We start from the raw sequence: 24,889 nt of genomic DNA on the forward strand, positions 1-24,889 counted from the left end.
GCCTCTTCTTAATTCTTCGCGACAGCAGGTTGCGCTGCCGTGGGCGCCGCAGGGGCCCGCCAGCCGACGGCAAGGCCGTTGGCGTAACGCAGGTCGATGCTCGCAATGTTCGTAATCTGTTCTTTCAAGGTCTTTTCATAGATGGCGATAAAACGGCGCATCTTTTCCACCAGGTTGCCGCGTCCCAGCAACAACTCGATGCCCGGGCCGGAACTGCCTGCACCCGTGGTCAAAAACCAGCTGCCCCGCTCGCGCAATTCCAGTCGCGCAATCGAGAAGCCCAACGGCCGCAGCATCTGGCTCAACGCCTGGTACTGCTGCATCACTTGCTGCTGCGCCCGCTGCGGTCCGAACAACTGCGGCAGGTGCTCGTAATTCGCCACTTCGCGAGGTGCAAACGCCTGGCCCTGGTTGTTCAACAGCGCACCATCACCCCAACGGGCCACGGGCAGTTGTTCTTCCAGGCGGATCGTCACTTGATCCGGCCACACGCGACGTACTTCGGCGTGGGCAATCCATGGCATCTGTTCCAGCTCGGAGCGCATGCCTGCCAGGTCGATGGTGAAGAAGCTCGACGCCACAAACGGGGCGATTCGCTGCTGCACGGCTTGCTGGCTGATGTAGCTCAAGTCGCCCTGCACGCTGATCTTGGTTATCGGCCGGTCGGCATACGGCAGCAGGCGCTGGGCGCCTTCATACGTACCGAACCCCAGGGCCACCAGGATCACCGGCCAGAACAGCGCCTTGAGAAAACCAAAGTTGGCTTTCGGCATGCGCGCCGACATCGGCTCTTTAGCCACCATTCGGCTGGCACCACGCGGCACCGGCTTGCGGCCGGGAGCGGGTTGCTGATGACGAAGCGATGCGCCGTTCATGGTCTTAGCCTCGTGGCTCTATGCTTGCTGCCAGGATCGCCAGCACCAACTGCTGGAAATCCAGGCCGGCGGCACGAGCGGCCATGGGTACCAGGCTGTGGTCGGTCATCCCGGGTGCAGTGTTGACTTCCAGGAACCAGAAGTTCCCCTGGTCATCCTGCATCACGTCTGCCCGCGCCCAACCGGCGATACCCAGCGCCTCACAGGCTTTCGCCGTGAGGTCCATCAATTCCTGTTCCTTGGCTGCGTCGAGGCCGCACGGGATCCGGTACTGGGTATCGGAGGCCACATACTTGGCGTCGTAGTCGTAAAAGGTGTGGGGCGTGCCCAATGCGATGGGCGGCAATACCTGGCCACGCAGAGTAGCGATGGTGAACTCGGGACCTTGAATCCACTGTTCCACCAACACTTGCGAATCGTAGGTACTGGCCGCTTTCCATGCGTCAATCAATTCGGCGGCTGAGTTCACTTTAGCCATGCCGATACTGGAGCCTTCATGGGCTGGTTTGACGATCAAAGGCAGGCCCAGTTCCTTGGCTGCAGAAATACAATCGTCTTCGCTGCACAGCACGCTGTGACGCGGGGTCGGAATACCCAGGCTGTGCCACACCTGCTTGGTGCGCAACTTGTCCATGGCCAGGGCCGAAGCGAGGATGCCGCTGCCGGTATACGGAATGCCCAGGCACTCCAGCAGGCCCTGCATGCTGCCGTCTTCACCGCCACGGCCGTGAAGAATGATGAAGGCGCGGTCGATCTTCTCGGCCTGCAGGCGCGACAGGAAGTCATCACCCACGTCGATGCCGAACGCATTCACACCGGCACTTTGCAGCGCTTCCAGCACGGCATTGCCGGACTTCAGCGACACTTCACGCTCAGCGCTCTTGCCACCGAACAGCACCGCAACCCGGCCGAAGTCGGCAGGTTGAATGGTCGAGAACAGGGAGCCGTAGTCAGTGGTCATTTCGACTTCCCCTGTGCGGCGGCAAACAGCGGGCTTGCCAGCAATTTAGGGGCGAGGCCACCGATGTCACCGGCACCCTGGCACAGCAGGATGTCGCCGGCACGCAGCAGCGGCTTGACGATCGGCGCCAGGTCCACACCACGCTCGATGTAGATCGGGTCCAACTGGCCGCGTTGACGGATGCTGTTGCACAGCTTGCGGCTGTCGGCACCCGGGATCGGTTCTTCACCGGCCGGGTAGACTTCCATGAGCAGCAACACGTTGGCATCCGCCAGTACATTGACGAAATCGTCGTACAGGTCGCGGGTACGGCTGTAGCGGTGCGGCTGGTACACCATCACCAGGCGGCGTTCCGGCCAGCCACCGCGTACGGCCTTGATCACCGCTGCCACTTCGGTCGGGTGGTGACCGTAGTCGTCCACCAGCATCACGTTGCCGCCGTCCACCGGCAGTTCGCCGTAGACCTGGAAGCGACGACCCACGCCGGCAAAACCCGACAGGCCTTCGACGATGGCTTCATCGCTGACGCCTTCGTCGGAGGCGATGCAGATGGTCGCCAGGGAGTTGAGTACGTTGTGGTTGCCCGGCATGTTCACCGAGACATCCAGCGGCTCGCGGTCAGGACGCAGCACGGTGAAGAAAGTCTGCATGCCTTGCTGGCGCACATTGATCGCGCGCACGTCACAGTCTTCGCTGAAGCCGTAGGTCACGGTCGGACGCTTCACCAGCGGCAGGATTTCGCGCACCACCGGATCGTCCAGGCACACCACGGCCAGACCGTAGAACGGCAGGTTGTGCAGGAACTCGACGAAGGTTTTCTTCAGTTTGTTGAAGTCACCGTCGTAGGTCGCCATGTGGTCGGCGTCGATGTTGGTCACCACGGCCACCAGCGGTTGCAGGTGCAGGAAGCTGGCGTCGCTTTCATCGGCTTCGGCGATCAGGTAACGGCTGGTCCCCAGTTGTGCATTGGTGCCGGCTGCATTCAGGCGGCCACCGATGACGAAAGTCGGGTCCAGGCGACCGGCGGCGAACACCGAGGCGATCAGGCTGGTGGTGGTGGTCTTGCCGTGGGTACCGGCGACGGCGATGCCGTGGCGGTAGCGCATCAGCTCAGCCAGCATTTCGGCACGCGGCACTACGGGAATGCGGCGTTCAAGGGCGGTGGCCACTTCCGGGTTGGAGGTGTTCACAGCGCTGGAGACCACCAGCACGTCGGCTTCGGCAGCGTTCTCGGCGCGGTGGCCGATAAAGATTTTTGCGCCAAACGATTCCAGGCGCTCGGTGACCGGCGACATTTTCAGGTCGGAGCCGGACACCTGGTAACCCAGGTTCAGCAACACTTCGGCGATCCCGCACATGCCCACGCCGCCGATACCGACGAAGTGGATGCGACGGATGCGGCGCATTTCCGGTTGCGGCATGGCTTTCTGATTCTCAACCATGGGCCACCTCCAGGCAGATATCGACCACGGTGCGGGTTGCGTCAGGTTTGGCCAGGCGGCTTGCGGTGCTCGCCATGCTGTTCAGTCGTTCCGGTTGCATCAAAACCTCGGTCAGGCGTGCGGCCAAATCGGCGGCGCCAGTCGTTCTTTGCGGCAGCAGGAAGGCAGCGCCCTCCCCGGCCAAATATTCGGCGTTGCGGGTCTGGTGATCGTCGATCGCGTGGGGCAAAGGCACCAGCAAGGACGGCAGACCGGCGGCAGCCAGTTCACTGACGGTCAACGCACCTGCGCGACAGACCACCAGGTCGGCCCAACCATAGGCTTGGGCCATGTCTTTGATGAAGGGCTGCACATTCGCCTCCACACCCGCTTCGCGGTAGCGCGTGGCGGTCACTTCATCGTGGTTCTTGCCGGCCTGATGAAAGATCTCGGGGCGCAGCTCCACGGGGAGTTGCGACACCGCTTCAGGCAGCAATTTGTTCAACGGTTCGGCGCCCAGGCTTCCGCCCAGGATCAACAGGTGCGCCTTGCGACCGGCCAATGGCTGGCGGGCGATGTCCATGAACAGTTCGGTACGCACCGGGTTGCCGGTGGTACGCAACTTGTCCGCGGCACCAAAGGTCTTCGGAAACGCCTCGCATACCCGTGCAGCCAAGGGCACCAGCAGGCGATTGGCAGTGCCGGCCACGGCATTCTGCTCGTGGACGATCACTGGCACGCCGGCGAGTCTTGCCGCAACACCGCCCGGGCCGGTCACGTAGCCACCAAAGCCCAGCACGCATACCGGCTTCACTTCACGGATCACCTTGCGCGCTTGCCACACGGCCTTGAGCAACACGAACGGCGCCTTCAGCAGGGACAATTTGCCCTTGCCACGCAAGCCGGTGACGTTGATCAAATGCAGCGGCAAGCCGGCATTCGGTACCAGATCGTTTTCGATGCCGCGCGGCGTACCGAGCCAATGCACGGTGTAGCCACGGTTCTGGAACTCACGGGCACAGGCCAGCGCCGGGAACACGTGGCCACCGGTGCCGCCTGCCATGATCAGCACGTTAGCGCCCATGGTTCGGCTCCTCGGCGAAGTCGCTTTCGCTGAACTCCATCTCTTCGCTGCCCAGGTGGGTCCGACTCTCCCACTCGATGCGCAGCAACAACCCGAGACAGGCGCAGCAAATCACCAACGAGCTGCCGCCGTAACTGAGGAACGGCAAGGTCAGGCCCTTGGTCGGCAGCAGGCCGACGTTCACCCCGATGTTGATCAGGAACTGGCCGATCCACAGGAACGACAAGCCGTACGCCACGTAGGCGGCGAAATATTGCTTGGCCTTTTCGGCCCACAAGCCGATGTACATGCCGCGAACACACACGAACACGAACAGCGCGACGGTGCACAGCGAACCGACCACGCCCAGCTCTTCGGCGAGTACCGAGAACACGAAGTCGGTGTGGGCTTCCGGCAGGTAGAACTGCTTCTGCACGCTGTTGCCCAGGCCCACGCCCAGCCACTCACCGCGACCGAAGGCGATCAACGCCTGGGTCAACTGGTAGCCGGAACCGAACTGATCGGACCACGGGTCGGTAAAGGTAATCAGACGGGCCATCCGGTAGGGTTGCGCCTGCACCAGAATGGTCACGGCGGCCACCGCCAGCACCACCATCAGGGTGAAGCGGAACAGGCCGACGCCACCGAGGAACAGCATCGCCGCCGCCGCGCCCATCATTACAACGGTGGCACCGAAGTCCGGCTCCATCAGCAACAGGCCGGCCATGGGCAGCAGCACGATGAACGGCTTGAAGAAGCCCATCCAGCTTTCGCGTACTTCTTTCTGGCGCCGCACCAGGTAGCCGGCGAGGTAGATCACCACGAACACCTTGGCGATTTCCGACGGCTGCACGTTGAACGCACCGAAGCCGATCCAGCGCATCGAACCGTTCACCTCACGCCCGATGCCGGGCAGGATCACCATCACCAACAGGCCGAAGGCGCCCACCAGCATCAGCCAACCCAGGCGCTGCCAGGTGGCGATCGGGATCATCATGGTGACGATGCATGCGCCAAGGCCAATCACCAGGTACACCAGGTGACGGATCATCATGTACAGGGTGTTGCCCGATTGCACCGCAGCCACTTCCGAGGAGGCCGAGGTGATCATCACCAGGCCCAGGCCCAGCAGCGCGAGGCAACCGGCGAGCATCGGGAAGTCCAGGTCGATACCGCGCCCGGTAATGATCGGCGACGGGTACGGCTTGATGATGTTACGGAAATTGATACTCATGCCAAGGCCTCCACGGCGCGGGCGAACAGCTGGCCGCGCTCTTCGTAGTTCTTGAACATGTCGAAACTGGCGCAGGCAGGCGACAGCAGCACCACGTCGCCCGGCTGAGCCAAGACTTTGGATTGGGCGATGGCATCGTCCAGGGACTGCGCGCGCACCTGCGGTACGGCGTCGCCCAGGGCATCGGCGATCAGGCCGGAATCACGGCCCATCAACACCACGGCGCGGCAGTTGGCGGCGACCGGGCCTTTAAGGTCCTTGAAGTCGGCACCCTTGCCGTCGCCACCGGCGATCAGCACGACCTTGCCCTGAATGTCGGCACCCAAGCCTTCGATGGCAGCGAGTGCCGCACCGACGTTGGTGGCCTTGGAATCGTTGTAATAGCCAACACCAGCCAGCTCGCGAACCCATTGGCAGCGATGCTCAAGGCCGGCAAAGCTGCGCAGGGCCGAGAGCATGGCGTCGAACGGCAAGCCAACTGCGTGACCGAGCGCCAGCGCCGCCAGGGCGTTGGCCTGGTTGTGGGCACCACGGATTTTCAGTTCGCGCACCGGCATCAGGTTCTGGAATTCGAAGGCCAGGTATTTCTCGCCGTTCTCTTCCCGAAGGCCGAAGGCCTTGAAGTCAGGCTTGTTCAGGCCGAAGGTCCAGCACGGCAGACCTTCGCCGATCAGCGGACGGCTCAGGGCATCCTGACGGTTCACCACCACTTGCCGCGCGCCACGGAAGATCCGGTGCTTGGCCAGGTGATACGCCGGCAGGCCGCTGTAGCGGTCCATGTGGTCCTCGCTGACGTTGAGCACGGTGGCCACCTCGGCGTTGAGCTGGTCAGTGGTTTCCAGCTGGAAGCTCGACAGCTCCATCACGTACAGCTCGACGTCGTCGTTGAGCAGGTCCAGCGCCGGCGTGCCGAGGTTGCCGCCCACGGCCACGCGCTTGCCGGCCGCAGCCGCCATCTCGCCCACCAGGGTGGTCACGGTGCTTTTTGCATTGGAACCGCTGATAGCCACGATCGGCGCCTTCGCGTTACGCGCGAACAGCTCGATATCGCCGGACAACTTCACGCCACGGGCCGCCGCCGCTTGCAGGGCCGGGGTCGCCAGGGCCAGGCCGGGGCTCACGTAGAGCTCATCGGCACGGCACAGAAACTCGACATCCAGCTCGCCACAACGCACTTCCACGTGCGGGTAGTCACGGCGCAGCGTGACCAGCTCCGGTGGATTTTCCCGCGTATCGGCCACGGCAAACGACGTGCCCCGGTTCGCCAGGAAGCGAACCAGGGACATGCCGCTCTTGCCGAGGCCGACAACGATGCGGAAGTGGTCTGAAGCGATCAGGGACACTCGTTTCTACCTCAGTTTCAGGGTGGCAAGGCCGAACAGAACCAGAATCACGGTGATAATCCAGAAACGGACAATCACCCGCGGCTCAGGCCAGCCCTTGAGTTCAAAGTGGTGGTGAATCGGCGCCATGCGGAATACGCGGCGCCCGGTCAATTTGAAGGAGGCAACCTGGATCACCACCGACAGGGTTTCCATCACGAACACACCGCCCATGATGAACAGGACGATTTCCTGGCGGACGATCACCGCGATGGTGCCCAGGGCCGCGCCCAGCGCCAGTGCCCCGACGTCGCCCATGAAGACTTGTGCGGGGTAGGTGTTGAACCACAGGAAGCCCAGGCCCGCACCGATCAACGCACCGCAGAACACAATCAGTTCGCCCGCGCCCGGTACATACGGGATCAGCAGGTATTCAGCGAATTTCACGTTACCCGACAGGTAGCAGAAGATGCCGAGGGCGCCGCCCACCATCACCGTCGGCATGATCGCCAGGCCGTCGAGGCCGTCCGTCAGGTTGACCGCGTTGCTGGAGCCGACGATCACGAAGTAGGTCAGCACCACGAAGCCGACGCCCAGTGGAATGCTGGCGTCCTTGAGCATCGGGATGATCAGGGTGGTTTCCACCGCGCTTGGCGCAGTCATGAACAGGAAGATCGCCGCGCCGAGGCCGAACACCGACTGCCAGAAATACTTCCAGCGGCTAGGCAGCCCCTTGGAGTTCTTCTCGATCACCTTGCGGTAGTCATCTACCCAACCGATGGCGCCGAACAGCAGGGTCACCAGCAGCACGGTCCAGACATAACGGTTATGCAGGTCAGCCCACAGCAGCGTACTGATGCCGATGGACGACAGGATCAACGCACCGCCCATGGTCGGGGTGCCGGACTTGGACAGGTGCGACTGCGGGCCGTCGTTGCGCACGGACTGGCCGATTTGCAGGTTTTGCAGGGTACGGATCATCCATGGCCCGAGGAACAGCGACAACGACAGCGCGGTCAGCACACCCAGGATCCCGCGCAGGGTCAGGTACTGAAAGACCGCGAAGCCTTTGTGGAACTGTTGCAGATACTCAGCCAGCAGCAGCAGCATTAATGTTTCTCCGTACTTGAGCCACACAAGGCCGCGACGACGTTTTCCATCACCGCGCTGCGCGATCCCTTGATCAAAATAGTGGTGTGTTTGTCTTGTTCAGCCGCACTCAGTGCCTGGATCAGTTCGGCCTGGCTGGCGAAATGCCTGGCGCCCGGCCCGAAGGTGTCCACGGCGTGCAGCATGTTCGGGCCAACGGCGTACAGGGCATCGACCTTGCCAGTTGCGTACGCGCCGACTTCACGGTGAGACTGTTCGGCCCACTCGCCCAGCTCGGCGATATCCCCCAGCACCAGCACCTTGCGACCGTCGAAGCTGGTCAGCAGGTCGATGGCGGCACAGATCGAGGACTGGTTGGCGTTGTAGGTGTCATCAATCACGCGCATGCCGTTGCTGGCCAGTTGCGCGACGGTGCGGCCCTTGACCGGTTGCACGGCGCCAAGGCCGGTGGCGATGCCAAACAACGACACGCCCAGCACGTGGGCGGCGGCGGCGGCAGCCAGGGCATTGGCGACGTTGTGGTTGCCCAGCAGGTTCAGTTGTACGTGCTCGTCACCTTGCGGGGTATGCAGGGTGAAGGACGGGCAGCCACGGGCGTCGGCCTTGATATTCGAGGCATGGAAATCGGCAGCGGCGTTGTGCACCGCGAAGCTCAACACCTTGCGACCGGCGGCACGTACACGCCAGGTTTCGAAGGCCTTGTCATCGAGGTTCAGCACGGCAGTGCCGGATGCGTCGAGGCCTTCGATGATTTCGCCCTTGGCTTCGACGATCTTTTCAGGGCCGCCAAACTCGCCGACGTGGGCAGTACCGGCGTTGCTGATCACCGCGACATGAGGCTTGGTCATGGCCACGGTGTAGGCGATTTCGCCGATGCGCGAAGCACCCAGCTCAATGACGGCCGCCGTGTGTTCCGGGGCCAGTTCGAGCAGGGTCAGCGGAGCGCCGAAGTCATTGTTCAGGTTGCCACGGGTCGCCAGGACCGGGCCGCGCGTGCGCAGGATGCCGGCCAGCAGCTCCTTGACCGTGGTCTTGCCGCTGGAACCGGTGATCGCCGCAACAGGCTTGGTGAAGGCGGCACGGTTCAGCGCCCCCAGTTGGCCGAGGGCCAGGCGGGTGTCGGCGACCAGCAATTGTGGCAGCGTCGAGTCAGCGACTTCGCGCTGCACCAGAGCGCCGACAGCGCCTTTGGCAGCGACGTCATTCAGGTAGTCATGGCCATCGAAACTCGGGCCGGCCAAGGCGACAAACAGTTGCCCGGGCTTGATCGTCCGGCTGTCGATGCTGACGCCATCAAAGCTGCAATCAGCCGACAGCACGCGGGCCGACAAGGCCTGGGTCAGTTCGCTGAATTTAAGCGGCTTAAGCATGGGCCACCTCCCACGCGGTCAGGGCGTGATCAGCCTCGACCAGATCGGAGAAGGCGTGGCGTTCGCCGTTGATTTCCTGATAGTCCTCGTGGCCTTTACCGGCCAGCACCACCACGTCGTCAGCACTTGCGCCGGCGATCAATTGGGCGATGGCTGCACCGCGACCGGCAACGAACGTCGCCTTGGACGCATCTTTAAAGCCGACACGAATGTCATCGAAAATCTGGCTTGGGTCTTCGCTGCGCGGGTTGTCGTCAGTGACAAGCACACCGTCGGCCAGTCGCTCGACGATTTCCGCCATCAGCGGGCGCTTGCCACGATCGCGGTCACCGCCACAGCCGAACAGGCACAGCAATTTACCTTTGGCGTGGGGGCGCAGGGCCTGCAGGATTTTTTCCAGGGCGTCCGGCGTGTGGGCGTAATCGACCACCACCAGCGGCTGGGAGCCGCCGCCAAGACGCTGCATGCGACCGGCCGGGCCTTCCAGCTTCGGCAACACCCGCAGGATTTCGTCGAGGGCGTAATCCAGGCCGAGCAAGGCACCCACAGCGGCCAACACGTTGCTCAGGTTGAAACGCCCGAGCAAGGTGCTGCGCAAATGGTGCTCGCCCTGTGGCGTAACCAGCGTGGCGCGCACGCCTTCGTCATCAAAGGTGGCTTCACGGCAATACAGGTAGGCGCTGGAGTCTTCCAGGCTGTAGCTGATCAGGCGGCCGTCGCCTTGGGCGGCGGCCAGTTGGCGACCGAATTCGTCGTCCAGGTTGACCACCCGGCACTTCAGGTCATTCCAGGCAAACAGCCGGGCCTTGGTGGCGGCGTAGGCCTCCATGGTCCCGTGGTAATCCAGGTGATCGCGGGACAGGTTGGTCATCACCGCCACGTCGAACGCCAGGGCAGTCACGCGCCCCTGGTCCAGACCGTGGGACGAGACTTCCATGGCAACCGCCTTGGCACCGGCCTTTTTCAGGTCGGCCAGGGTCGCTTGCACGGCAATCGGGTTAGGCGTGGTGTGCAGCCCGCTTTGCAGCGCTCCGTAGAAACCGGTGCCCAGGGTGCCCACGATGCCGCAATGCTGACCCAGCAGGTCAAGCGCCTGGGCGACCAGTTGGGTCACGCTGGTCTTGCCGTTGGTACCGGTCACGCCCACCAGGTTCAGGGTGCGGCTCGGGTCGCCATAAAAGCGCCCGGCGATGTCCGACAATTGCGCAGCCAGGCCCTTGACCGGAATCAAAGGCACGTCGGTGATCGGCAGCACGGTGGCGCCTTCCACTTCATAGGCTACTGCCGCAGCGCCGCGTTGCAGCGCGTCGGCGATATGGTCACGGCCGTCGAACTTGCCACCCGGCACTGCCAGGAACAGGTCGCCGGCACGCACATTACGGCTGTCCAGGGTCAACTCGCGAATCAGCAGATCGCGGCCGGCGTGGGCAAAAATCTTGTTCAGGCTCAGAGACATCAGCCGCGCCCTCCATTGGCTTTTACAGCAGCGGCCGGCGGGCCGGCGTTCGCTTGTTGGGTAGCCGGCAGGTTGTCCGGCGTGATGTTCATCAGGCGCAACGTCCCGGACATCACCTTGCTGAACACCGGCGCCGATACCAGGCCACCGAAGTAACCGGCTTTGCTCGGCTCATCGATCACCACGACGATGGCGTAGCGCGGATCGCTCATCGGGCCGAAGCCTGCGAACAGCGAGCGGTAGGAGTTTTCGGCGTAGCCCTTGGTACCCACGGCGGTTTTACGCGCGGTACCGGACTTGCCTGCCACGTGATACGCCGGCACCTGGGCACGGAACACGCCACGTGGTGCTTCGATCACTTGTTGCAGCATGCCTTGCATGGTCTTCGCGACGTTTTCCGGGATCACCTGGGTCGCAGGCGGCGCCTCGTCCAGGTGGATCAGGCTCAGCGGCACCATGCGGCCGTTGTTGGCCAGCACCGAGAAGGCGTGGGCCAGTTGGATGGCTGTTACCGACAGGCCATAACCGTAGGAAAGCGTGGCGGTCTCGGCTTTTTTCCAGTCACGGTAGTTCGGCAGGTTGCCCACACGTTCGCCCGGGAAGTCCAGGCCGGTGGGTTGCCCCAGGCCGACTTTCTGCGCGAGGTGGTAGATGGCTTCGCCGCCGATATCGAAGGCGACTTTACTCATGCCCACGTTACTGGAGTTGATCAGGATACCTGTCAAATCCAGCACCGGACCTTCGGTGCGCGACACGTCACGAATGGTGTATTTGCCCAGCTGCAATGTGCCCGGGTAAACCTCGACCTTATCGGCCGGTTTCCAGCGCCCGGTTTCCAGGGCGGCACTCATGGAAATGGCTTTCATGGTCGAACCCGGCTCGAACACGTCGATCATGGCGCGGTTGCGCATCATCGCCGGCTGCAGGTTGCGACGGTTATTCGGGTTGTAGGTCGGCTGGTTGACCATGGCGAGAATCTCGCCGGTCTTCACGTCCATGATCACCAGGCTGCCGGCTTTCGCACCGTTCTCGATGATCGCGTTACGCAGCTCACGGTTGGCCAGGTATTGCAGGCGCAGGTCAATCGACAACGCCAAGGGCTTACCGGCCTTGGCGTTTTTGGTGACCTGGACATCCTTGATCAGTCTGCCGCGCCGATCCTTGATGACCTGTCGTTTGCCGGGAACCCCGGCCAGCCATTCGTCGTAGGCGAGTTCCACACCTTCGCGACCGTGATCATCAATGTCGGTGAAACCCACCATATGGGCGGTGGTTTCGCCGGCCGGGTAGAAACGCCGAAATTCCTCGATGCCGTAGACACCGGGGACTTTAAGGTCGAGTACTTGCTGGCCTTGTTCGGGGGTGAGCCCGCGAACCAGGTAGATGAATTCTTTATTGGCCTGGGCTTCGAGGCGTTCGCTCAGGGCTTTCGGGTCCTGGCCCAGGGCGGCAGCCAGTTCCGGCCATTTGTCCTTGGCGGTCTGCATTTCCTTGGCATTGGCCCACAGGGTGGTCACCGGGGTACTGACGGCCAGGGGCTCGCCGTTACGGTCGGTGATCAGGCCGCGGTGTGCAGGAATCGGGATATGCCGCAGGCTACGGGCATCGCCCTGGCCGATCAGGAAGTCACGGTCCACCACTTGCAGGTCGATAATCCGCCAGGCAATCGCGCCCACCATCAGTGCCAGCAACCCCAGCACTACGCGGAAACGCCACGGGTAGAGTGCGCCCTCGAGTTTCATCATGGCGCCACCATGCGAACTTCTGCAGCGCCCGGGATGTGCATCTTCAGTTGTTCAGTGGCCAGCACTTCGATGCGGCTGTGGGCCGTCCAGGTACTTTGCTCGAGGATCAACCGGCCCCACTCCGCCTGCGCCTTGTCGCGCACGCTCAACTCCCCGTACAGGGTATTGAGCAGTTGGCGGTTGTAATGGGCGCTGTAGGACACCGCAATCGCGGACACCAGCACGCCAACAAATAGCAGCAACATAAAGAAGCTGCCGCCCGGGAGGGGCTTGGCGAAAAGCTTGCTCACCGCAACTTCTCCGCAACGCGCATGACAGCGCTACGGGCACGTGGGTTGGCCTTGAGTTCGGCTTCGGAAGCGAACTGCGCTTTGCCATGGATTTTGATTTTCGGCACAAAAGCTTCGTAACGCACCGGCAGGTTGCGCGGCAGGTTGTCGGACTCGCCCTTGACCAGGCGACGCATGAACAATTTGACGATGCGGTCTTCCAGGGAGTGGAAGCTGATCACCACCAGGCGACCGCCCACTTCCAGAGCTTCCAGGGCGGCTTCGAGGCCGGCTTCCAGGTCGCCCAATTCGTTGTTGACGTGAATACGCAGGCCCTGGAACGCACGGGTTGCCGGGTTCTTGCCCTTTTCCCATGCAGGGTTGGCGACTTTCAGCACCTCAGCCAGGTCGGCCGTGCGCTCGAACGGCTGGATTTCCCGGCGTTCGACCACGGCACGCGCCATGCGGCCAGCGAAGCGCTCTTCGCCGTATTCCTTGAACACACGGGTGATTTCTTCGTGGGGAGCGGTAGCGATGAACTGCGCGGCGCTGATGCCACGGCTTGGGTCCATGCGCATGTCCAGCGGGCCGTCGTTCATGAAACTGAAGCCACGCTCAGGGTCGTCCAGCTGTGGGGAAGACACGCCCAGGTCCAGCAGAACCCCGGCCACCTTGCCCGCCATGCCACGTTCGGCGACTTCTGCACCGAGCTCGGCAAAGCTGCGCTGCACAACGACAAAGCGGCCGTCTTCGGCCGCTAGCGCTTGCCCGGTGGCAATCGCTTGAGGGTCTTTGTCGAACCCGAGGAGCTTACCGTCCGGACCCAGCTGGCTGAGGATCAGCCGACTGTGCCCGCCCCTGCCGAAGGTGCCATCCAAATAGCAGCCATCCGCGCGTACGGCGAGAGCCTCAACGGCTTCGTCAAGCAGTACGGTGATGTGGTTAAAGCCGCTATCAATAGTCACAGGATCAAATCACGCAGTTCATCAGGCATGGCGCCCGGTTGTTGAATAGCAGCCAGGTCAGCTGCAGAAACAGCATCCCAGGCATCTTCGTCCCACAATTGGAACTTGTTCAGTTGGCCTACCAGCATCGCGCGCTTGTCCAATTTGGCGTATTCGCGCAGACGCGGTGGAACCAGGAAACGACCACTGCCATCGAGTTCGAGGTCGACGGCATTACCAATCAGCAAGCGTTGCAGGCGGCGGTTCTCTTCACGCAGTGAAGGCAGTGCACGCAACTTGGTTTCAATCAGCTCCCACTCATCGAGCGGGTACACACATAAACAGGGATCAACGGCATCGATGGTGATGATTAATTGCCCGGAACTTCGCGAAATGAGCTCGTCACGATACCGGCTCGGCATGGCGAGACGGCCTTTTGCATCGAGACTGATAGCGTTAGCTCCGCGAAACACAGATGCGTTTCTCCAAATTTTAGCGTTTTACGTTCAAAAAACCCACTTTGTGCCACTTTCCGCCACTTGCGCACACTATAGGAATGCGCCCACCACACCGTCAAGGCGCGGATTCAAGGAAAAGCCTTACAGAACGGAGATTTAGGAAGGTAAAGGGAGGAGAAACGAGAGTTTGACGGCGATTTTGACTCAACAACACCAAATAGCTCAAAGAGCTAAGGCTTAAAGTTAAAGTAATTTATTAAGAGTAAGATTTTTTCGGTATTACGAAGACGCATCTGCTGACGATTCAGCAGGGAGGGATTCTCGCGTTACTACCAGGTTCCTGCCCGAGATTCGGACAGAAGGAAAAAAGGTGGAGAGTCGATCTGTAAGCCGGGTTCTGTCTTGAACAGTCATTCGTCTACGATGGCCATCACTGGACATCTTTAGCAACCTACCCGGTCCCAGCGCGGGCCACGCCTTGGGACCCTATTTGGTCTTGCTCCAAGTGGGGTTTACCTAGCCACGAACTGTTGCCAGTCGTGCGGTGCGCTCTTACCGCACCTTTTCACCCTTACCGGTACCGAAGTACTTAGGCGGTTATTTTCTGTGGCACTTTCCGTAGGCTCACGCCTCCCAGGCATTACCTGGCACTTCGCCCTATGGAGCCCGGACTTTCCTCCCCCCTCTAATTTTCATAGAAGGCAGCGACTGTCCAATCGACTCTCCGCCGCGCAGGTTAACGGCACGGCGGCGTTAGAACAAGTATTAAAAGACACTAATGCCATCATGTTCAGACGGAGTGCAGGTTAGAACCCGGAACTATTCGCCCTTTTGTTTATCCAGCGCCACTTGATACAGGACGTTCTTGCGTACGCCGGTTATTTCCGCGGCCAATGCAGCGGCGCGCTTCAATGGCATCTCCTTGAGCAGCAGGTCAAGAATGCGCATTGCCTCGCTGCCCACGGCATCTTCGCTTTCCGGCGCCGACCAGCCGGCTACCAGCACCACGCACTCGCCGCGCTGCTGATTGCTGTCGCCCTCGACAAATTCGCGCAGTTCCTGCAGCGGCAAGCCCTTGAGGGTTTCGAAGGTCTTGGTGATTTCCCGCGCCAGCAGTGCCAGGCGATCGCCGCCGAACACCAGCTCCATATCTTGCAGGCACTCAAGGATGCGGTGCGGGGCTTCGTAGAAGATCAGCGTGCGTGGCTCTTCCTTTACCAGTTCCAGGCGCGCCCGGCGCCCGACGGCCTTGGCAGGCAGGAAGCCTTCGAAGATAAACCGGTCCGACGGCAAGCCGGCAGCAGACAATGCAGCAATCAGCGCGCACGCTCCCGGAACAGGCACTACATTGATACCAGCCGCCCGCGCCTGGCGAACCAGATGATAGCCAGGGTCGGAAATCAGCGGCGTACCCGCATCCGAGATCAACGCCACGTCATCACCCGCCAACAAACGAGTGATAAAACGACTGCCTTCTTCACGCTCGTTGTGTTCGTGACAGGCGGCCAAGGGGGTCGGAATACCGAAATGCTGCATCAACCGCTGGGAGTGCCGAGTGTCTTCAGCCGCGATCAGTTTTACGTCGCGCAACACTTTCAGCGCACGCGCACTGATGTCGTCCAGGTTGCCAATGGGCGTCGCCACGACAAAAAGCGAGCCTGCAGTGGAATTCAAAGGACCTGGAGCAGTCAAAACGCACACCTCGATGGTTGGCAAAAGCCACATTGTAGCGCGTAGACGCCTTGAATATATGCCCTCGGGGCGGGTTCGATTTCAGCCGCGTATTGGGTCCTGCAACATTTACACGACCTAAATAGACGGTTTCACGCCAGTAACATCGCGCCCCGGCCAGTGCTTGGGTACAATTCCACGCTAATTTGATCGGTATCAGGAACACTTACATGATCGCTTGCCTGCGGCTGTTCTCTGCCCTCTGCCTCGCTGCCCTGTTGGCGGCTTGCGCCAGCTCGCCCTCGTCCAGCCTTGGCGACCTCCCCCGGACTCCGGATGCCAGCATCGAGCAACTGCTCGAACAGGCGACTTCGGCCAAGACTCCGGAAAAAGCCGCGCTGTTGCGCTTGAGTGCGGCTGACCTGGCGTTCCACCAAAACAATCCGGGACGCTCGGCGCAGATTCTTGCCCAGGTGCCACTGGACGTCCTGAAACCGGCGGCGCAGGTATTTGCCAGCACCCTGTCGGCTGAACTGGCGATGGCCCGCAACCAGCCCAAGGCAGCGTTGACGGCCTTGAATCACCCGAGCCTGCAAAGCCTCAAGGAACTGCCGCCTGAACAGCAGATCCGCACGGGCACCGTGCATGCCCGCGCCTATGAGGCCGACGGCCAGACCCTGGCCGCCGCCCGCGAGCGCGTCGCCATGGCCCCGCTGCTGACGGGCGATGCCTACAACAGCAACCACGAAGCCATCTGGGCACTGATTGCCGCCTTGCCTGCCGATCAACTGCAAGCCAGCGGCAACCCGACGCTGGACGGCTGGATCAGCCTGGCCCAGGCAGTCAAGGGCGCCGGTACTCTGGAGCAACAGCAGGCGGCCATCGACACCTGGCGCGCCCAGAACCCTGGCCACCCGGCAGCTTCGCAATTGCCGCAGCCGCTGACCAAGCTCAAGGAACTGGCCAGCCAGCCGCTGAACAAGATCGCCCTGCTGCTGCCGCAGGAAGGTCCGCTGGCCGGCGTTGCCAAGGCGCTGCGCGAAGGCTTCATGGCCGCGCACTACCAGGCTGAACAAGCCGGGCAGAAGCCGCCGGTGATCGAGTTCTACGACAGCTCGCGCCTGACCTCCATCGACGACTTCTACGCCAAGGCCCAGGCCGCCGGCGTACAACTGGTGGTCGGCCCGCTGGAGAAACCGCTGGTCAAGCAACTCAGCGCACGCCCGCAATTGCCGATCACCACCCTGGCCCTGAACTACAGCGAAGCCGACCAGAACCCGGCGCAACTGTTCCAGTTTGGCCTGGCCGCTGAAGACGAAGCCCGTGAAGTGTCCCGTCGTGCTCGCGCCGATGGCCTGCACCGCGCTGCCGCCATGGTGCCGAAAGGCGAATGGGGCGAGCGCGTCTACAAGGCATTCCGTCAGGATTGGGAAGCCAATGGCGGCACCGTGGTGGGCGTCGAGTACGTTGACCAGCCAGTAGCCCTGGCCCAGCAGATTGCCGACCTGTTCCAGCTGCGCAAGAGCGAAGGCCGCGCCAAGAGCCTGCAAAGCACGGTAGGTTCGGATGTTTCCGCCCAGCCATCGCGCCGCCAGGACATCGAGTTCATCTTCCTGGCCGTGACTCCGCAACTGGCCCAGCAGATCAAGCCGACCCTGAACTTCCAATACGCTGGCGACGTGCCGGTGTATGCGACGTCCCACGTATTCAGCGCCAGTGGCGACAAGAACCAGTACCTGGACATGACCAACGTGATGTTCTGCGAAACCCCTTGGCTGCTGAACACCACCGACCCGCTGCGCAACCAGGTCGCTGCCCAATGGCCACAAGCCAACGGCAGCCTTGGCCGCCTGTACGCGATGGGTGTGGATGCCTACCGCCTGGCGCCGCGCCTGGGGCAGCTCAAGGCACTGCCGGACACTCGTGTCGACGGCCTGTCGGGCAACCTGGGCGTCAGCGCCAGCCAGCGTGTCGACCGCCAGATGCCATGGGCGAAGTTCGTCGGTGGCGAGATCCAGCGCCTGCCTGATACCCCGCGCTGATGCCCGAGCGGTCAAGCGCACAAAGCGGCAAGGACGCCGAACTTCAAGCTCTCGAGTACCTGCAACAACAAGGTCTGCGCCTTCTGGCGCAGAACTGGTTATGCAAACGCGGCGAGCTTGATCTGGTCATGCTTGACGGCGATACAGTAGTATTTGTCGAAGTCCGCTACAGAAAACACGCACAATGGGGTGGCGCGCTCGCCAGTATCGACGGGCGCAAGCGCCAGAAGTTGATACTCGCCGCGCAGTTTTTCCTGCTCAAGGAGCGTCGCTGGGCCGATCATCCCTGCCGTTTCGATGTGGTTGCCATAGAAAGCACTCCCCGGGGAACAGCCGACCTGAACTGGCTGCAAGATGCCTTTGACAGCTGATTCGCCGGACATCTACACCGCACACTTTTGCTCTTTGCTTTGCGGGCTGCACATTCCTGTGCCAAACAGCCGCGCTACTTAAGGTCACACAGATGGACATGCAATCCCGAATTCGCCAGCTTTTCCAGGCCAGTATCGATACCAAGCAACAGGCGATGGACGTACTTGCACCGCACATCGAGCAAGCTAGTCAGGTCATGGTCAACGCCTTGCTCAACGAGGGCAAAATGCTTTCGTGCGGCAACGGCGGTTCGGCCGGCGATGCCCAGCATTTCTCCTCCGAGCTGCTCAACCGCTTCGAGCGTGAGCGCCCGAGCCTGCCGGCCATCGCCCTGACCACCGACACCTCGACGATCACCTCGATCGCCAACGACTACAGCTACAACGAAATCTTCTCCAAACAGATCCGCGCCCTTGGCCAGCCGGGGGACGTCCTGCTGGCGATCTCCACCAGCGGTAACTCGGCGAATATTATTCAAGCAATCCAGGCCGCACATGATCGTGAAATGATTGTCGTAGCATTGACCGGACGCGACGGCGGCGGCATGGCCTCGCTGCTGTTGCCCGAAGACGTGGAAATCCGCGTCCCGGCCAATGTCACCGCACGTATCCAGGAAGTCCACCTGCTGGCGATCCACTGCCTGTGCGATCTGATCGACAGCCAACTGTTCGGGAGTGAAGAATGACCGTTAAACGCCTTAGCCTATTGGCAATCACGCTGTGCCTAGGCATCAGCGGCTGCAGCTCGGTAATCGAAGCGAGCCGCGACACGCCCATCCAGGACGATAAAGGCACCCGCACTTTCGGCAGCAAAATCGATGACTCACTGATCGAGACCAAGGTTTCCGTCAACGTGTCCAAGGCCGCTCCAGACCTGGGCAACGGCGCGTCGCGCATCGTGGTCGTCAGCTTCAACGGCGTGGTGCTGCTCACCGGCCAAACCCCGCGCGCCGACTTGAAGGCCCAGGCTGAACAAGCTGCCGCCACTGTGCAGCGGGTCAAGAAGGTTCACAACGAACTGCAGGTGATGGACCCGATCACCCTGCTGGCAATCAGCAACGACGCCCTGCTGACCACCAAGATCAAGACCCAGATGCTGACCGACAGCGCCATTCCCGGCTCTCGGATCAAGATCGTCACCGACAACGGCATCGTCTACATGATGGGCCTGCTGACCCAGGCAGAAGCCACCCGCGCCGCCAACCTGGTACAAAGTGTGTCCGGCGTACAGAAGATCGTGAAGCTGTTCGAATACATCGACTGATTTATCGTCAGCCACAAAAAAGGGCGCCATGCATGGATTGCACGGCGCCCTTTTTATTGACTACAGGTTACTCTTACTGCTGGTACGGGTTGCCCTGGAACTGGTTGTTCTGCTGCGGCGCCTGTTGCTGCTGGGCGGCAGGCTGACCGTACTGCTGGCCCGGGATCGGGCCCAGGTTGACCTCCACACGACGGTTCTGGGCACGGCCATTGACATCGGCGTTGCTGGCGATCGGGTTATCCGGGCCGGCACCGCGGGCACTCAGGTTGGTCGGGCTGACACCTTGGGAGGTCAGGTAATTGGCCACGCTCTGCGCACGACGCTGGGACAGGTCCATGTTGAGCTGACGGCTGCCGGTGCTGTCGGTGTAGCCAACGATCTGGATGGTGTTCTGGTTGAACTGCTTCAGCGAGTTCGCCAGGTTGTTCAGCGGCGTGTAGAAGCTGCTGGAGATCGCATCCGAGTTGGTGGCGAAGGTGATGTTACCCGGCATGATCAGCTTGATCTGGTCGCCCTGGCGCTGCACTTCGACACCGGTGTTGGCCATGCTGGCGCGCAGTTTCTTTTCCTGCTGGTCGGCGTAGTAACCGTAGCCCGCACCACCGATACCGGCGACGGCAGCGCCGATCAGCGCACCCTTGCCGCGGTTGTTGTGGTCGATGGCTGCACCCGCCAACGCACCGGCCAGGGCGCCCAGGCCACCATACTTGGCGGTGTTGCTCACACCGGAAGAGCCACCACCCTGTGCCTGGCTGCCGTCATAAGGATTAGGTGAAGCGCAGCCCGACAACAGGGCTACGGCAGTAGCAACAACAAGCAGACGACGAGAAGTGAACATGAAGGAAGCTCCTACTTTTGCATTCGGTGATGCAGAGGACATTGGCATTGGACCTGTGCCGAGCTTGGAACACGACAAACGGTAAAAATTCCATCTCCACACAAGCCCGGCCACACTCAAACCCTAGCAGAGACTTCCTGAACGGTGATTGTCATTTTCTCTATATGTTTCGTCTGATAGTTGCCACTTGGTATCCGAAAAACTACCCACATTGTGCTTCACGCGCGGACAAACGGATTCTCACGCATTTCATCTCCCAGGCGCGTGTCCGGACCGTGCCCTGTCACCACCACCGCCGCCTCATCCAGGGTGTAGAGCCGTTGCTTGATCGAGCGCACGATGGTCGCCTGGTCACCGCCCCACAAATCCGTACGGCCCACGCCGCGCCGAAACAGGGTATCGCCGGCAATCAGCAACTTCGCGTCGGCGAACCAGAAACTCATCGAGCCGGGTGTGTGTCCAGGTGTATGCAAGGCAACCCCGCAACCACAGGCCAGCTCTTCTTCATCCTCCAGCCAACGATCCGGCGACGGCACTGGCGTGTAAGGCACGCGGAACATCTGGCACTGCATTTCCAGGTTGTCCCACAGAAACTGGTCGTCCTTGTGCAAGTGCAGGGTAGCGCCGGTTTTTTCCTTCAACTGCCCGGAGGCCAGGAAGTGATCGAGATGGGCGTGGGTGTGAATAATGCTGACCACTTTCAGGCCCAGCGCATCGAGGCGCGCCAGGATCAGCTCATGGTTGCCGCCCGGGTCGACGACGATGGCTTTTTTGGTGACGGGGTCGCCGATGATCGTGCAGTTGCACTGCAACGGGCCTACCGGGAACGTTTCGCGGATCAGCGCGGGAGACTGAATATTCATGGGTATTCCTGCAAATTCAAAGGCACACTCTTTTGTACTGCATTCCGGCGCACAGTATGTTCGACCCTGCACCCGATCCGAAAGCGCTCGCGAGCGCACGGCTGTCAAACCCGGCAACTGCTAAGCTACTCTGGCGCCAGTCATACAACGCGCAACGTATAGCGCATGGAGTGGGACTTATGGCGACCCTCAGCCCATTGATCATCTGCGAACACTGCGATTGCGTGTACGAAAAAGTCACGCTCGCCAAACATCAGAAGACCCTTTGCACCCGCTGCGCAGGCGTACTCCAGCGTTATAACGGGCTGTCGGTGGAACAACGCCTGGCCCTGACCCTGACCGCCACCGTGCTGTGGATTTTCGCCAACTTCTACCCGGTGATGAGCATCAGCCTGCAAGGCCTGAAAAGCAGCGCCACGTTATGGGATTCGGTGGTCGCACTGGCCCAGGGCCCGATCACCTTCATCGCGCTGGTGGCGGCGATTTCCATCATCATCGCGCCGGTGTTCCAGTTGCTGCTGTTGATCTGGGTGCTGGGCTTTGCGATGAAGGGCCAACGCTCGCCGGCGTTCAAGCTGTGCATGCGCTGGCTCGAAGCGCTTCGGCCCTGGAGTATGCTCGAAGTCTGCCTGCTGGGCGCCATGGTGGCGGTGTTCAAACTCGCCGGCATGCTGGATGTATTGCCCGGCACCGGCCTGTTTGCCCTGGCCGCCCTCAGCCTGTTGCTGATCCGCATTGCGGGGCGTGATATTCGCGACCTGTGGGACATTTTATGAGCCGTCCACCGACCGCCAGCGAGCTGAACCTGTGCCTGTGCCACAGCTGCGGCCAGGCTTGCGACGTCAGCACCGCGCCCGACGAATGCGAGCGTTGCGGCGCGCCGCTGCACCGGCGCAAGGTCCATTCGCTGACCCGTACCTGGGCCTATATGCTGACGGCGCTGGCGTTTTACGTGCCCGCCAACTTACTGCCGGTGATGAACACCTCGATGCTCGGCTCGGGCGCCGACAGCACCATCATGAGCGGCGTGCTGGAGTTCTGGCAGCACGGCGCCTGGGACATCGCCCTGATCATTTTCATCGCCAGCATCGCGGTGCCGGGTATCAAGTTCGTCGCATTGACGTTGCTGCTGGTCACCGTGCAGCGCAATAACCAGTGGGCGCGCAAGGAGCGCTCGAAGCTGTTTCGCTTCGTCGAAGTGATTGGCTACTGGTCGATGCTGGATGTGATCGTGGTGGCCTTGGTGGCCGCCCTGGTGCGGTTCCAGGCCCTGGGCACCATCGAGCCGCGCCCGGGCATTCTGTTCTTTGGCCTGGTGGTGGTCTTCACCATGCTCTCGGCAATGAGTTTCGACCCGCGCCTGATCTGGGAAAACCCACACAACGAGGAGATGCCGGATGGCGTCGCAAACCACTGACAAACCGCAGCCTGCGGGCTCGCCTGCGATCAAGACGCGGCGCTTCAGCGTCTCGCTGGTGTGGATCGTGCCGATTGTCGCGGTGCTGGTGGGCATTTCGCTGGTGGTGCACAGCATCCTTCAGCAAGGGCCGAGCATTACCATTACCTTCAAGACCGGCAGCGGCCTGACCGCCAACAAGACCGACGTGAAATACCGCAACGTGGTGATCGGCCAGGTGACTGATGTGGAGTTGAGCGACGATCAGAAAAGCGTCAACGCCACGATCAAACTGTCCAAGCAGGCTGAAAGCTTCACCCGTGAAGACTCGCAGTTCTGGGTGGTGCGCCCACGTATCGGCGCCGGCGGCGTTTCCGGTATCGACACGCTCCTCTCCGGGGATTATATCGGCGCCGATATCGGCCAGTCCGATACCCGCGCCAACCGGTTCACCGGCCTGGAAAACCCACCGCCCATTACCTATGGCGAACCGGGCAAGCGCTTCACGCTGCACACCCAGGATCTGGGTTCGCTGGATATCGGCTCCCCCGTGTACTACCGCAAGATTCCCGTTGGCCAGGTGGTGGCCTATGCCCTGGACGCTGACGGCAAGGGCGTGAACATCGACGTGTTCGTGCATGCACCCAATGACGCCTACGTCACCGAGAACACCCGGTTCTGGAACGCCAGCGGGATTGATGTGAGTGTCGGCGCCAACGGGTTTGCGCTGAAAACCGAATCCTTGTCGTCCATGCTGGTGGGCGGCATCGCCTTCCTCGCCCCGCCCTACAGCCCAAACGACAAGCCGGCCGACGAAGAACACTCCTACGAACTGTTCGCCGACCAGCAAACCGCGCTGGCCCCGCCCAATGGCAAGGCGCAATACCTGAACCTGCGGTTCGACCAGGCCTTGCGCGGGCTTACGGTGGGTGCGCCAGTGGAATTCCTGGGTATCGAATTCGGCAAAGTGGTGTCGATCAACCTGGATTTCGACGAGAAAAAACGCAGCTTCCCGGTCAACGTCGGCATCGTGATCTACCCGCAGCGCCTCGGCGAAGCCAACACCAAAATGCTCACGGTCTTGAAGCATGACCCCAACGACGAAGCCGGCGGTGTGCGCCTGATAGGCAGCTTCATCGAACACGGCCTGCGCGCCCAGGCCCGCAGCGGCAACCTGCTCACTGGCCAGCTCTATATCGCCCTGGACTTCTTCCCCAAGGCCGACAAAGTCGTGTTTGACCCGAACCTGCGCCCCGTCAGTATTCCGACCATCCCCGGCAACCTGGAACAACTGCAGGAAAAACTCGAAGGCATTGTCAACAAGATCAACCAGCTGCCGATCGAGCGAATTGCCGGCAACCTCGACGGCAGCCTGGTGGAACTGCGCAAGGGTCTCGGCCAGTTCAACGCCAAGACACTGCCGGGGGTGCAAAACACGCTGGCCGACGTGAGTAAAACCCTGCAATCCGCCAGTTCGACCCTGGCCGAGGATTCGCCGCAACGGGAACAGTTGACCCAGACCCTGGACGAACTGAGCCGCATGTCGCGCTCCCTGCGAGAGCTGTCGGACTACCTGGCACGCCATCCCGAATCGCTGATTCGCGGTCGCCCCGACAACGCCGCGCCCTCCGACCTGCAAGGGCCACCGCGCAAATGACCACAGGAGCAACCACCATGGCTTTGCCGCTGAAGATCACGCTGCTCACCGGGTTGCTGCTGCTGACGGCGTGCCGCAGTGAGCCCATTCAATTTCATACCCTGACGCCGGTGCAGCGCAGCAATGCGTCATTGACCGCGGGGGGCGAGATCCGGATTGAAAGCATCACGGTCCCGCCACAGGTCGACCGGCCGCAGATTGTCATCCGCCAGGGTGACAGCGGCGTGGCCATTCTCGAGACGCAATGGTGGGCTGCCAGCCTGGTGGATGAGTTGCGCAGCGCGCTGGTGGATCAACTCGCCAGCAGCCGGAAAAACCTGGCGGTGCGCATTGAGGTCCAGCGCTTTGACTCGATCCCCGGGCAGTACGCCCTGCTCGACGTCAAATGGCGGCTTCGCCAGACGGGCACGGACGAACGCACGCCGCTGACGTGTCGCACGGTGGTGCAGTCGCCTTCCGGCCCGACCATTGACGACCTGGTGATCGCGCAGCAAAACAACGTCAAGCGGTTTGCCGCGCTGCTCAGCCAGGCCGCCGACAAGTCATCGAGTGAGTGCCC

24 protein-coding genes and 1 other RNA gene are annotated in these 24,889 nt (G+C 61.6%); 8 read left to right on the forward strand and 17 right to left on the reverse strand.

Going from position 1 to position 24,889, the window contains the following annotated elements:
- Nucleotides 1–8 precede the first annotated feature (8 nt).
- The 15 genes from JV201_RS24385 to rsmI form a co-directional block, all read right to left on the reverse strand.
- Nucleotides 9–875, reverse strand: a complete 867-nt coding sequence (locus JV201_RS24385) for a cell division protein FtsQ/DivIB (protein WP_023659197.1) — start codon at nucleotides 873–875, stop codon at nucleotides 9–11.
- Nucleotides 876–879: 4 nt separating this feature from the next.
- Nucleotides 880–1,836, reverse strand: a complete 957-nt coding sequence (locus JV201_RS24390) for a D-alanine--D-alanine ligase (protein ID WP_003216220.1) — start codon at nucleotides 1,834–1,836, stop codon at nucleotides 880–882.
- Nucleotides 1,833–3,278 (reverse strand): UDP-N-acetylmuramate--L-alanine ligase, encoded by a 1,446-nt coding sequence (gene murC / locus JV201_RS24395; protein WP_219406142.1) that lies wholly within the window; start codon nucleotides 3,276–3,278, stop codon nucleotides 1,833–1,835. The genes JV201_RS24390 and murC overlap by 4 nt, the downstream gene beginning before the upstream one ends.
- Nucleotides 3,271–4,341: an undecaprenyldiphospho-muramoylpentapeptide beta-N-acetylglucosaminyltransferase gene (murG, locus tag JV201_RS24400; RefSeq protein ID WP_008434228.1), complete on the reverse strand. Its 1,071-nt coding sequence runs from the start codon at nucleotides 4,339–4,341 to the stop codon at nucleotides 3,271–3,273. The genes murC and murG overlap by 8 nt, the downstream gene beginning before the upstream one ends.
- Nucleotides 4,331–5,554, reverse strand: a complete 1,224-nt coding sequence (gene ftsW, locus JV201_RS24405) for a putative lipid II flippase FtsW (protein WP_003216215.1) — start codon at nucleotides 5,552–5,554, stop codon at nucleotides 4,331–4,333. The genes murG and ftsW overlap by 11 nt, the downstream gene beginning before the upstream one ends.
- Entirely contained in the window at nucleotides 5,551–6,897 is a 1,347-nt protein-coding gene (gene murD / locus JV201_RS24410; RefSeq protein ID WP_219406143.1) for a UDP-N-acetylmuramoyl-L-alanine--D-glutamate ligase, read from the reverse strand. Before murD ends, ftsW begins: the two co-directional genes overlap by 4 nt.
- A 6-nt stretch (nucleotides 6,898–6,903) precedes the next feature.
- Nucleotides 6,904–7,986, reverse strand: a complete 1,083-nt coding sequence (mraY, locus tag JV201_RS24415) for a phospho-N-acetylmuramoyl-pentapeptide-transferase (protein WP_008434230.1) — start codon at nucleotides 7,984–7,986, stop codon at nucleotides 6,904–6,906.
- Entirely contained in the window at nucleotides 7,986–9,356 is a 1,371-nt protein-coding gene (gene murF / locus JV201_RS24420) for a UDP-N-acetylmuramoyl-tripeptide--D-alanyl-D-alanine ligase (RefSeq protein WP_087692849.1), read from the reverse strand. The genes mraY and murF overlap by 1 nt, the downstream gene beginning before the upstream one ends.
- Nucleotides 9,349–10,812 (reverse strand): UDP-N-acetylmuramoyl-L-alanyl-D-glutamate--2,6-diaminopimelate ligase, encoded by a 1,464-nt coding sequence (locus JV201_RS24425; protein ID WP_177008738.1) that lies wholly within the window; start codon nucleotides 10,810–10,812, stop codon nucleotides 9,349–9,351. Before JV201_RS24425 ends, murF begins: the two co-directional genes overlap by 8 nt.
- Nucleotides 10,812–12,554 (reverse strand): penicillin-binding protein 2, encoded by a 1,743-nt coding sequence (locus JV201_RS24430; protein WP_166742205.1) that lies wholly within the window; start codon nucleotides 12,552–12,554, stop codon nucleotides 10,812–10,814. The genes JV201_RS24425 and JV201_RS24430 overlap by 1 nt, the downstream gene beginning before the upstream one ends.
- A complete protein-coding gene (ftsL, locus tag JV201_RS24435) occupies nucleotides 12,554–12,847 on the reverse strand; it encodes a cell division protein FtsL (protein ID WP_003216203.1) in 294 nt (97 codons plus the stop codon). Before ftsL ends, JV201_RS24430 begins: the two co-directional genes overlap by 1 nt.
- Nucleotides 12,844–13,791, reverse strand: a complete 948-nt coding sequence (gene rsmH / locus JV201_RS24440; protein ID WP_003216201.1) for a 16S rRNA (cytosine(1402)-N(4))-methyltransferase RsmH — start codon at nucleotides 13,789–13,791, stop codon at nucleotides 12,844–12,846. Before rsmH ends, ftsL begins: the two co-directional genes overlap by 4 nt.
- The gene (gene mraZ, locus JV201_RS24445) at nucleotides 13,788–14,243 is read right to left on the reverse strand and encodes a division/cell wall cluster transcriptional repressor MraZ (RefSeq protein ID WP_003171868.1); all 456 of its coding nucleotides are present in this window, start codon (nucleotides 14,241–14,243) and stop codon (nucleotides 13,788–13,790) included. Before mraZ ends, rsmH begins: the two co-directional genes overlap by 4 nt.
- A 355-nt stretch (nucleotides 14,244–14,598) precedes the next feature.
- An RNA gene (gene rnpB / locus JV201_RS24450) (RNase P RNA component class A) lies at nucleotides 14,599–14,952 on the reverse strand.
- A 95-nt stretch (nucleotides 14,953–15,047) separates the two neighbouring features.
- Complete coding sequence (rsmI, locus tag JV201_RS24455) at nucleotides 15,048–15,953, reverse strand: 16S rRNA (cytidine(1402)-2'-O)-methyltransferase (RefSeq protein ID WP_161635740.1); 906 nt, start codon at nucleotides 15,951–15,953, stop codon at nucleotides 15,048–15,050.
- A 176-nt stretch (nucleotides 15,954–16,129) separates the two neighbouring features.
- On the opposite strand from rsmI, the gene JV201_RS24460 reads away from it, so the two are divergent.
- The 4 genes from JV201_RS24460 to JV201_RS24475 all read left to right on the forward strand — a co-directional run bounded on the left by JV201_RS24460 (nucleotide 16,130) and on the right by JV201_RS24475 (nucleotide 19,576).
- The gene (locus tag JV201_RS24460) at nucleotides 16,130–17,941 is read left to right on the forward strand and encodes a penicillin-binding protein activator (protein ID WP_008434234.1); all 1,812 of its coding nucleotides are present in this window, start codon (nucleotides 16,130–16,132) and stop codon (nucleotides 17,939–17,941) included.
- A complete protein-coding gene (locus JV201_RS24465; protein WP_076014393.1) occupies nucleotides 17,941–18,312 on the forward strand; it encodes a YraN family protein in 372 nt (123 codons plus the stop codon). The genes JV201_RS24460 and JV201_RS24465 overlap by 1 nt, the downstream gene beginning before the upstream one ends.
- Before the next feature lie 92 nt (nucleotides 18,313–18,404).
- Nucleotides 18,405–18,998, forward strand: a complete 594-nt coding sequence (locus JV201_RS24470; protein WP_003216190.1) for a phosphoheptose isomerase — start codon at nucleotides 18,405–18,407, stop codon at nucleotides 18,996–18,998.
- Entirely contained in the window at nucleotides 18,995–19,576 is a 582-nt protein-coding gene (locus JV201_RS24475) for a BON domain-containing protein (RefSeq protein ID WP_003216188.1), read from the forward strand. Before JV201_RS24470 ends, JV201_RS24475 begins: the two co-directional genes overlap by 4 nt.
- 73 nt (nucleotides 19,577–19,649) lie before the next feature.
- Here JV201_RS24475 and JV201_RS24480 read toward each other — a convergent pair whose 3' ends face one another.
- Nucleotides 19,650–20,414 (reverse strand): OmpA family protein, encoded by a 765-nt coding sequence (locus JV201_RS24480; RefSeq protein ID WP_219406144.1) that lies wholly within the window; start codon nucleotides 20,412–20,414, stop codon nucleotides 19,650–19,652.
- Nucleotides 20,415–20,632: 218 nt separating this feature from the next.
- Nucleotides 20,633–21,277: an MBL fold metallo-hydrolase gene (locus JV201_RS24485; protein ID WP_177040264.1), complete on the reverse strand. Its 645-nt coding sequence runs from the start codon at nucleotides 21,275–21,277 to the stop codon at nucleotides 20,633–20,635.
- 179 nt (nucleotides 21,278–21,456) lie between these two features.
- Between JV201_RS24485 and JV201_RS24490 the strand changes: the two genes are divergently transcribed.
- From JV201_RS24490 to JV201_RS24505, 4 genes are all read left to right on the forward strand, one after another.
- Nucleotides 21,457–22,053: a paraquat-inducible protein A gene (locus JV201_RS24490; RefSeq protein ID WP_003216183.1), complete on the forward strand. Its 597-nt coding sequence runs from the start codon at nucleotides 21,457–21,459 to the stop codon at nucleotides 22,051–22,053.
- Nucleotides 22,050–22,694: a paraquat-inducible protein A gene (locus JV201_RS24495; protein ID WP_219406145.1), complete on the forward strand. Its 645-nt coding sequence runs from the start codon at nucleotides 22,050–22,052 to the stop codon at nucleotides 22,692–22,694. The genes JV201_RS24490 and JV201_RS24495 overlap by 4 nt, the downstream gene beginning before the upstream one ends.
- The gene (locus JV201_RS24500) at nucleotides 22,675–24,330 is read left to right on the forward strand and encodes an intermembrane transport protein PqiB (protein ID WP_003216179.1); all 1,656 of its coding nucleotides are present in this window, start codon (nucleotides 22,675–22,677) and stop codon (nucleotides 24,328–24,330) included. The genes JV201_RS24495 and JV201_RS24500 overlap by 20 nt, the downstream gene beginning before the upstream one ends.
- Nucleotides 24,331–24,347: 17 nt before the next feature.
- On the forward strand, nucleotides 24,348–24,889 hold a 542-nt coding region (locus JV201_RS24505), incomplete at its 3' end, for a membrane integrity-associated transporter subunit PqiC (RefSeq protein ID WP_219407221.1).

The sequence above is a fragment of the Pseudomonas sp. Colony2 genome, from assembly GCF_019382755.1.
Lineage (GTDB): Bacteria > Pseudomonadota > Gammaproteobacteria > Pseudomonadales > Pseudomonadaceae > Aquipseudomonas.